Source organism: Pyxidicoccus fallax, from assembly GCF_012933655.1.
In the GTDB taxonomy this organism is placed as follows: domain Bacteria; phylum Myxococcota; class Myxococcia; order Myxococcales; family Myxococcaceae; genus Myxococcus; species Myxococcus fallax.
Map to the genome: position 1 here is coordinate 1 of NZ_JABBJJ010000465.1, position 8,108 is coordinate 8,108.

An 8,108-nucleotide genomic window follows, 5' to 3' on the forward strand; every position below is an offset into this window, starting at 1 on the left:
CCGCCGTATCGGCTCCCCCGCCCGCTCCAGCGCGGAGGGATTTGGAGGCGCACCTCGGCACGTACTGGCTGAGCCGGGTGGGCATCGTCGCCCTCATCATCGGCATCGCGTACCTCATCACCTACCGCTTCGGCGAGCTGGGCATGCTGGCGCGCGTGGTGGCCGGCTATGTGCTCAGCGCGGGCCTCGCGGCGTTCGGCCTGTGGCTGTCGCGCCGGCTCGAGCTGTTCGGCCGCATCGTCTTCGGCGGCGGCCTGGCGCTGGCCTACTTCGTCACGTACGCCCTGCACTTCCTACCCTCGGTGCGCGTCATCGAAAGTCAGATGCTCGCGCTGGTGCTGCTGGCGCTGGTGGTGGTGGGCATCGTCGTCATCGCGCACCGGATGCACTCGGAGACGGTGGCCGGCATCGCGCTGTTCCTCGGGCTGCACACGGGGATGCTCAGCGAAATCACCACCTTCACGCTGATGTCCACCACGCTGCTGGCGGCAGGCGCCCTCTTCTTCCTCGTGAAGAACCGCTGGGTCATCGTGCCGCTGTCCAGCCTCGTGGCCGTGTACTCGACGCACGTGGTGTGGGCGCTGCGCGACGACGGCGTGGCCCCCGGGGCGCCGGCGCAGGAGCGGCTGCTGCTGAGCCTCGGCTTCCTCGTCCTCTACTTCGTGCTCTTCTCCGTGGCGCTGCTGACGCACCCGCGCGAATTGTCCGTGCGCGCGTGCCTCGCCTTCGCGCTGCTCAACTGGGTGGGGCTGGCGCTGCTCGGCGGGTACGAGGTGGGGCGCTACAGGGAGGACGACCTCTTCACCTTCTTCGTGGTGCTGGCGCTCGCGCAAGGAGGCTGCGCCGCGGTGGCCCGCAAGAGACAGGCGCCCGGCACCCTCTTCCACGCGTACCTCGCACTCACGGCCATCACCTTCGCCCTGGCCATGCCCGCGCGGCACGAGGACTCGCGGCTGGTCATCGCCTGGGCGGTGACCGGCCTCGCGACGGGGCTGGCGGGCCGGAGCGCGGATTCGCCCGTGCTGCGCTGGGTGGCCGGCGCCATCCTCTACGCCTCGCTGGCGGCCTGGCCGCTGATTCGCTCCGCCTCGACAGGCCTGCTCGCGGTGCCGCTCCTCTGCTTCGTGCTCGTGGAGCGCGCCAGCGTGGTGCCCCTGCCGGGCAGGGCGCGGCTGGAGGCGCGCCGGGGGGACTCGCTCTTCCAGGCGGCCTTCGCGGCGGGCGCGGGGCTGGCGCTCGTGGGGCTCGTGGGCGGGTGGATGCCCGACGGCCTCGTCACGCTGGGCTGGGTGGTGGCGGCCTTCGGCCTCTTCGCCCTGGGCTTCGCCGTGCGCGAGCGGTGGTACCGGCTGGCGGCCCTCGCCGTGCTGGGGCTCGCGCTGCTGCGCCTGCTGGTCGTGGACCTCGCCGGCCTGCCCGCCGACCAGCGCATCCTCACCTTCATCCTGCTGGGGGTGATGCTGCTGGTCATCTCGTACACGTACACCCGGCTGCGCGGACGCCAGGGCTGAACAGTCAGCCCCCGAGCCACTGGACGCGCCACGTCCAGGGCGCCCCACCCGCCCGGTAGTGCCCTTGACTCCCAACCCACCACACGGCATTTGGCCAGGGAGTCACTCACGGGCCAGGAGGGCGCCATGTCCACGCCGCCGCGCGACGAGCGCGAGTTCTACGAGCACGTCTACACCGTCACCGAGCAGGTGCCGCGCGGGCAGGTCGCCACGTACGGCGACATCGCCACCATCGTCGGGCACGACTGTGATGCCCGCATCGTGGGCCATGCGCTGGGCGCGCTCGGCCCGCGCTCACGCACGGTGCCGTGGCAGCGCATCATCGGCCGCAACGGGCGCATCAGCACGTCGGGGTACGGCCAGCGCGAATTGTTGGCGGCCGAGGGCGTCACCTTCGACGAGCGCGGACAGGTGAAGCTGGACGCGCACCACTGGTCTGGCCCCAGCGAGGAGTGGGCCCGCGCCCATGGCTACCAGACGCTGCCCCAGCGCCCCGGGAGCGCGCCGGATCCGCAGCTGCGGCTGTTCTAGAGGCAACCGCCTGCCTCCCCGGCTGCTTGCCTCTGGGAATAAACGCGAGAGCATCGGGTCCTGGCCGAACGGCCGGATTCCAACATGTCGCTCGCGTTCCTCCGCTGGGGTGTCCTCATCCTCGTGTGTCTGATCGCGCCCCTCGCCACGGCCGCGGAAGCGAAGAAGCTTCGACGGCCGAAAGCGAAGGGCGCGAAGCTCGTCCACGTTCAGCGCGGCGAGCGGCTCCAACATGCCGCCGCCGCCGCGTTCAAGCGCATGCACGAGAGCGCGCGCACCGAAGGCGTGTCGCTGCGGGTCACCAGCGGCTACCGCTCGCGGCAGGAGCAGCGCTGGCTGTACGAGCGCTACCGCAAGGGCCTGGGCCCGCAGGCGGCGCGGCCGGGACGCTCCAACCACCAGCGTGGCCTCGCGGTGGACCTCGTCGTGGGCGACGTCAGCACGACCACGTACGAGTGGCTCGCCTCCAATGCCTGCCGCTTCGGCTTCCGGCGCACGGTGGCCTCGGAGCCGTGGCACTGGGAGTACCGCCCGCGCACCACGCGAGCCCCCGCGAAGGGGCAGGACTGTCTGGGCCGGGACACGACGCCGGACCTCCAGGACACACCCCTGGCCAAGAAGGACCCGAGCTGAAGCGGCGCGCTACTCCCGCTCCAGCACGACGCGCACCTCCTGCTCCTCGTAGCCGCAGCCGCAGCAGGCGCCGTCCACGACAACCTCCGGCACCGTCACCCGCACGGCCGCCGGCTTGTAGCCCGCCGCGCGAACCTCGAACGCGTAGTCCCCGGGCTCGTTCGTGTACGTCGTGCACACCCCCGACCCGCCATCCGAGGTGCACTCTCCCTCGACGCCCGACAGCACCGGCTCCGGAAGCGGATGGTCGGACCCGGCGGTGACGAACACCGTGATCGCCGGCAGGCAGGGTTTGCACACCACGCCCTCACAGGCGCGCTCGTCGCGCATCCGCTCGAGGGTTGACGGCTGATGACACCCGCCCAGGGCGAGTGCGAGGAGGAGTGGAACGCCAGCGGTCCGGGCCATGCCTCGAAAGACAAGCAACGCGCGTACCGGACAGGCCCACCCATGAAGTCCCTGTAACCTCAGGAGCCGTCCCATGATGCCCCTCGGAAATCTGAGGGGTTGTGGGGTTCCGTTGCGTTCCCACCCCGCGGAAAAAGGGCTCCCCTCCCGCTCTTCACCGTGAGGCCACTATGCTGCGCGCCGTGGCTCCTCCGGAAAAGCCCCAACGGTTCGCAACCACACAGTGGAGCCTCGTCGCGGCGGCGGGCTCTCCGGACGCGCGTGAGGCGCTGGCGACGCTGTGCGGGCTGTACTGGCATCCCTGCTACGCCTTCGTGCGGCGCCGGGGATACGCGGCCGAGCCGGCCTTCGACCTGACGCAGGGATTCTTCCTGCGACTGCTCGAGAGCAATGACCTGGCCACCGTGGACCGCGAGCGCGGGCGGTTCCGCACGTGGCTGCTGGCCGCGCTGAAGCACCACCTCGCCAATGACTGGCACCGCGAGCAGGCCCAGAAGCGGGGCGGCGGCGCCGCGCACCTGTCCATCGACGGCGCCGAGGCGGAGAGCCAATACGAGCGCCTCGAGCCCTCGCACGACCTGACGCCCGAGCGCATCTTCGAGCGACGCTGGGCGCTCGCCCTGCTGCAGCGCGCCCTGGGCACCCTGCGCGACGAGTACGCCCGGCTGGGCAAGGCGGACCTCTTCGAACGGCTCAGCGGCGTGCTCACCGGAGGCTCGGCCGAGTCCACGTATCAGGCCATCGCCGCGGACCTCGGCATGTCCGAGAGCAACGTGAAGGTCACCGTCCACCGGCTGCGCAACCGCTACCGCGCGCTGATCCAGGAGGAGATTGCCCGCACCGTCGAGCGCGAGGATGAGGTGGACGACGAGCTGCGCCACCTCCTCGCGGCCCTGGAGTGACGCGAGCCCGCCCTCGCCCCCGTCATGGCCACCCCGAAAACGCCCAGGGATTCCACGCCGCCGGTGCCCGCCACCCCGTGCGCGGCCTGTGGGGCGCCGCTCTCGGAGGGGCTGCTCGGCGGCGCGTGTCCCCGGTGCCTGCTCGCCAACGCGCTGGAGGGTGAGTCCACCGGCAACACGCTGCTGCCCCCCAGCGCCTCGCGGCTGCCGGCGCGCTTCGGCGAGTACGAGTTGCTGGAGCGCATCGCCCGGGGCGGCATGGGCGTCGTCTTCAAGGCGCGGCACGTGCGGCTCCAGCGCGTGGTGGCGCTGAAGATGATTGTCGACGGGGCCATGGCCAGCGAGCTGGACGTGCACCGCTTCCACGCGGAGACGGAGGCCGCCGCGCGGCTGGAGCACCCGAACATCGTCCCCATCTACGAGGTGGGCGAGCACGAGGGCCACCCCTACTTCACCATGCGGCTCATGGAGGGCGGCAGCCTCGCCGACCATGCGCAGCGGCTGCGCGGCGAGCCACGCCAGGCCGCGCGGTTGATGGCGGCGGTGGCGCGCGCCGTCCACCACGGCCACCAGCACGGCATCCTCCACCGCGACCTGAAGCCGCCCAACATCCTGCTCGACGCGGAGGGCCGCCCCCACGTGGGCGACTTCGGCGTGGCGAAGCACATCGAGAAGGACGGGCCGACGCGCACGGGCACGGTGGTGGGGACGCCCGCGTACATGGCGCCGGAGCAGGCCGCGGGCACCGCGCGCGCGCTCACCGTCGCCGCGGACGTCTACAGCCTGGGGGCCATCCTCTACGAGCTGCTCTCCGGCCGGCCGCCCTTCGTGGGGGACTCGCCGGCGCACGTCCTCCAGCAGGTGCAAGAGTCCGAGCCCGCGCCCCTGCGCACGCTGGCGCCGGGCGTGGACCGGGACTTGGAGACGCTCTGCCACAAGTGCCTGGAGAAGCAGCCGGCGCGCCGCTACGCCTCCGCCGAGGAGCTGGCGAAGGAGCTGGAGCGCTATGCCCGGGGTGAGCCCATCGTCGCGCGGCCCCTGGGGCGCACGGCGCGCACGTGGCGCTGGTTCCGGCGGCACCCGGTGCTCGCGGGCGCGCTGGCGGTGGTGGCGTGGCTGCTGATGACCACGGCCGCGGGCGCGCTGCACGTCGCGCACGGGCAGCTCCAGGCGCGGCGCGCGGAGGTGCTGGCCGCCAACACCCAGGCCGCGCTCACGGCGGCCGGGGCGGTGCTGTACCTCTTCGACACCTGGCGCGACGCCGTCGGCTGGGCGGCCCGCGACGCGGCGGTGATTGACGGCCTGCGCCGCGGGGACACGGAGGCACTGCACCGGTACCTCCAGCAGATGGACGCGGACGCCACGCGGCTCCATGGTCTGCGGACGCGGGAGGGTGGCTCGCCCTTCTCGGTGTGGCTGGTGCTGGACCGGGACGGCATGGTGCGGGGCCGGTGGCCGCGCTCGGACGAGGAGGTCCTGGGACAGAGCCACGCGTGGCGCGACTACTTCCAGGGCGCGCAGGGCATCGCACGCAAGGGAGGGCACGCGGCCTACGTGTCGCGCGGCTTCGAGTCCGTGGTGACAGGGCGGCACCTGTTCGCCGTGGCCGCGCCCATCTACGACAGCGAGCACGCCTGGCTGGGCGTGGTGGTGGCCATGTCCTCCACCGGGCCCACGCTGGGACGGCTGCAACTGGATTCACCCGGTGAGCCGGACACGCGCGTGGTGCTGGTGGCTCCGGTGGACGCGCCTCGTGGCGGCACCACGGCCTTCCGCGACAGCGAGCTGATGGTGGTGGTGCACCAGGACCTCCGCCCCGGGGAGACCCACGTGCTCGACGCCACGACGAAGGCGCGCGTCCGGGAGGCCCTGCACCGCGCGCCCCGCTCCGGCCCGGAGCACCCGCAGTTCCCCCAGCGCGAGCAGGTGGTGAGCAGCGAGGCCCATATCGACCCGCTCCGTCCGTCCGAGGGCCCCTGGCTCGCGGCGTTCGCCCCGGTGGGCAGCACCGACTACGTGGCCATCGTCCAGACGCGGGACGCGGCCGTCTTCGCGCCGACCCGGACGCTGCTCGGTCAGCTGGCCCTGTGGAGTGGCTTCCCGGCGCTGGCGGGCGGGGCCTTGATTGTCCTCTCGTTGGGGTGGGTCCAACGCCGGGCACGGGCGCGTCACTGAGCCGTCACCTCGATGTCACAGGCCGCCGCGTAACCCCGGGCCCGGGTTTCTTCATGCAGGGGTGAACCCGCAGAAGGAGGCTCCAGAAATGAATCCTCTCGATTGGGACGGCCCTGACTTCCTCGGCATGTACGTGCCGGTGTTGTTGTTCTTCGTCCTGGCCGCCGCCCTGCTGCGGCACGCCTTGCGCTTCCCGGGCCCCACCTCGGACATGACGCTCCCGCACATCGGGCCCTATGAGGCCGCGCTGCTGCGAGGCCGCACGGCCCTGGTGGAGGCGGCGCTCGCCTCGCTCTCGCACCAGGGACTCATCCGGATGGAGGTGAACCGGCTCGTCACCTCCGGGCGGCCTCAGCTCACCGCGCCGCTCATCGAGCGCATCGTCCATGCGTCGGTGATGGCGGACGAGGTCAAGCCCGCCGAGCTGGTGCGCAAGGCCGAGCCCGCCATCGCGCAGCTCCGCGCTCCGCTGGTGCGCCGAGGCTGGCTGCTGGATGACGCCGCGGCGCTGCGCGTGCGCTGGTTGCCCGCGCTCCCGGTGCTGGCCCTGTTCCTGCTGGGAATCGCGAAGGTCGTGGTGGGCCTGGGGCGGGACAAGCCGGTGGGCATCCTCGTCGCGCTCTGCTTCGCGGGCGTCCTGGTCTTCCCCTGGTTGACCCTGGCCCCCTGGCGCACCCGCCGCGGCGACGCGGTGCTCCAGGCCCTGTGCATGGAGCAGGCGCCGCTCCGGCAGACCGCGAAGGAGTCGGCGACCGAGTCGACGATGGCCTCCGAGGACGCGGCGATGGCGGTGGGCCTCTTCGGCCTGACGGCCCTGGCGGCCACCGACTTCGAGCCGCTGCGCCGCCACCTCGAGACCTCCGGCTACTCCTCCTACTCCACGGGCTTCTCGGCCGACGGCGTCGGGAGCAGCTTCGGAGGAGATGGGGGCGGCGATAGCGGCGGAGGTGATGGCGGCGGAGGCGATGGTGGCGGCGGCGGGTGTGGGGGATGCGGCGGCGGCGGGTGCAGCTAGGCGCGGCGGTACAGCCAGACGCCAAGGAGGCTCCACGATGAACCCTCTCGGCTGGTCGGACCCCGTGTTCCTCGGACTGTTCATGCCACTGCTGCTCCTCTCCTTCCTGCTCGCGAAGGTGGCGCGGTGGTGGCTGAGGCAGCCCGGGCCCTCATCGGACCGCACCCTCCCGAGCGCGGAGCCCTACGAGGCGGCCCTCCTGCGCGGGCGCAACGCCCTGGTCGAGACGGCGGTCGCGTCGCTAGCCCACCAGGGCTACTACCGGCTGTCGGGGGACGGGTGGGTCACGACGGGGACCGTGCCGCCCACCGCGCCGCTCATCGAGCGCATCGTGTTCGCCGCGTTCGAGGCGGGAGAGCTGAACAAGTCCAGGCTCGTCCGGAAGGCCGAGCCGGCCATCCAGGAGCTCCGCGCCCGGCTGGTGCGACGGGGCTGGCTGATGGATGACGCCGGGCGCGCGCGAGCCCGATGGCTGCCCGGCCTGCTGCCCGTGTCCGTGCTCGTACCAGGCATCGCGAAGGTCTTCGTGGGGGTGGAGCGGGACAAGCCGGTGGCGTTCCTCCTGACAATCTGCGTGCTGGGGCTGGTGGCCCTGGTCAGGACGCTCCGGGCCCCGTGGCGCAGCCGCCAGGGCGACGCGGTGCTCCGCATCCTGCGGAGGGAGCAGGAGCCCCTCAAGCAGACCGCGGAGGGCATGACGTCCCTCGCCGCCCTGACCCACCGGGAACTGGCCCTGGCCGTGGGGCTCTACGGGATGAGCGCCGTGGGCTACATGGAGTTCGACCTGCTGCGCCGCTTCTTGCGAAAGGTGGGCTCCTCCTCCTGGGATACCTCGTCCGAGAGCGGGGGTGATGGCGACAGCGGGAGTGATGGCGACAGCGGGGGCGGCGATGGCGGCGGCGGAGACGGGAGCGACGGTGGCGGGTGTGGGGG

8 protein-coding genes are annotated in these 8,108 nt (G+C 72.3%); 7 read left to right on the top strand and 1 reads right to left on the bottom strand.

What is annotated here, in order from left to right:
• The 3 genes from HG543_RS48970 to HG543_RS48980 form a co-directional block, all read left to right on the top strand.
• Positions 1-1,511, top strand: a 1,511-nt coding sequence (locus HG543_RS48970) for a DUF2339 domain-containing protein (protein WP_169351864.1), incomplete at its 5' end; no start/stop codon positions are given.
• Between the two features lie 126 nt (positions 1,512-1,637).
• Positions 1,638-2,042 carry an MGMT family protein gene (locus tag HG543_RS48975; protein WP_169351865.1) on the top strand — a complete coding sequence of 135 codons (405 nt, stop codon included), beginning with the start codon at positions 1,638-1,640 and terminating at the stop codon, positions 2,040-2,042.
• Positions 2,043-2,126: 84 nt separating this feature from the next.
• Positions 2,127-2,675, top strand: coding sequence for a M15 family metallopeptidase (locus tag HG543_RS48980; RefSeq protein WP_169351866.1), 549 nt, complete (start codon positions 2,127-2,129; stop codon positions 2,673-2,675).
• 9 nt (positions 2,676-2,684) lie between these two features.
• Here the strand turns inward: HG543_RS48980 and HG543_RS48985 are convergent, their stop codons facing one another.
• A complete protein-coding gene (locus tag HG543_RS48985; RefSeq protein ID WP_169351867.1) occupies positions 2,685-3,005 on the bottom strand; it encodes a hypothetical protein in 321 nt (106 codons plus the stop codon).
• Positions 3,006-3,265: 260 nt separating this feature from the next.
• Here HG543_RS48985 and HG543_RS48990 point away from each other — a divergent pair, with 260 nt between their 5' ends.
• The 4 genes from HG543_RS48990 to HG543_RS49005 all read left to right on the top strand — a co-directional run.
• Positions 3,266-3,985, top strand: a complete 720-nt coding sequence (locus HG543_RS48990; RefSeq protein ID WP_211194700.1) for an RNA polymerase sigma factor — start codon at positions 3,266-3,268, stop codon at positions 3,983-3,985.
• Positions 3,986-4,009: 24 nt separating this feature from the next.
• Positions 4,010-6,160: a serine/threonine protein kinase gene (locus tag HG543_RS48995; protein ID WP_169351869.1), complete on the top strand. Its 2,151-nt coding sequence runs from the start codon at positions 4,010-4,012 to the stop codon at positions 6,158-6,160.
• A gap of 88 nt (positions 6,161-6,248) precedes the next feature.
• Entirely contained in the window at positions 6,249-7,175 is a 927-nt protein-coding gene (locus tag HG543_RS49000; protein WP_169351870.1) for a TIGR04222 domain-containing membrane protein, read from the top strand.
• A 37-nt stretch (positions 7,176-7,212) separates the two neighbouring features.
• Positions 7,213-8,108: TIGR04222 domain-containing membrane protein (locus HG543_RS49005; protein ID WP_169351871.1), on the top strand; the 896-nt coding region annotated here is incomplete at its 3' end.

What these genes read in the sequence shown, in the direction of transcription:
- HG543_RS48975 (WP_169351865.1), top strand. Translation starts at nt 1,638, where the DNA reads ATGTCCACGCCGCCGCGCGACGAGCGCGAGTTCTACGAGCACGTCTAC.
- HG543_RS48980 (WP_169351866.1), top strand. Translation starts at nt 2,127, where the DNA reads ATGTCGCTCGCGTTCCTCCGCTGGGGTGTCCTCATCCTCGTGTGTCTG.
- HG543_RS48985 (WP_169351867.1), bottom strand. Translation starts at nt 3,005, where the DNA reads ATGCGCGACGAGCGCGCCTGTGAGGGCGTGGTGTGCAAACCCTGCCTG.
- HG543_RS48995 (WP_169351869.1), top strand. Translation starts at nt 4,010, where the DNA reads ATGGCCACCCCGAAAACGCCCAGGGATTCCACGCCGCCGGTGCCCGCC.
- HG543_RS49000 (WP_169351870.1), top strand. Translation starts at nt 6,249, where the DNA reads ATGAATCCTCTCGATTGGGACGGCCCTGACTTCCTCGGCATGTACGTG.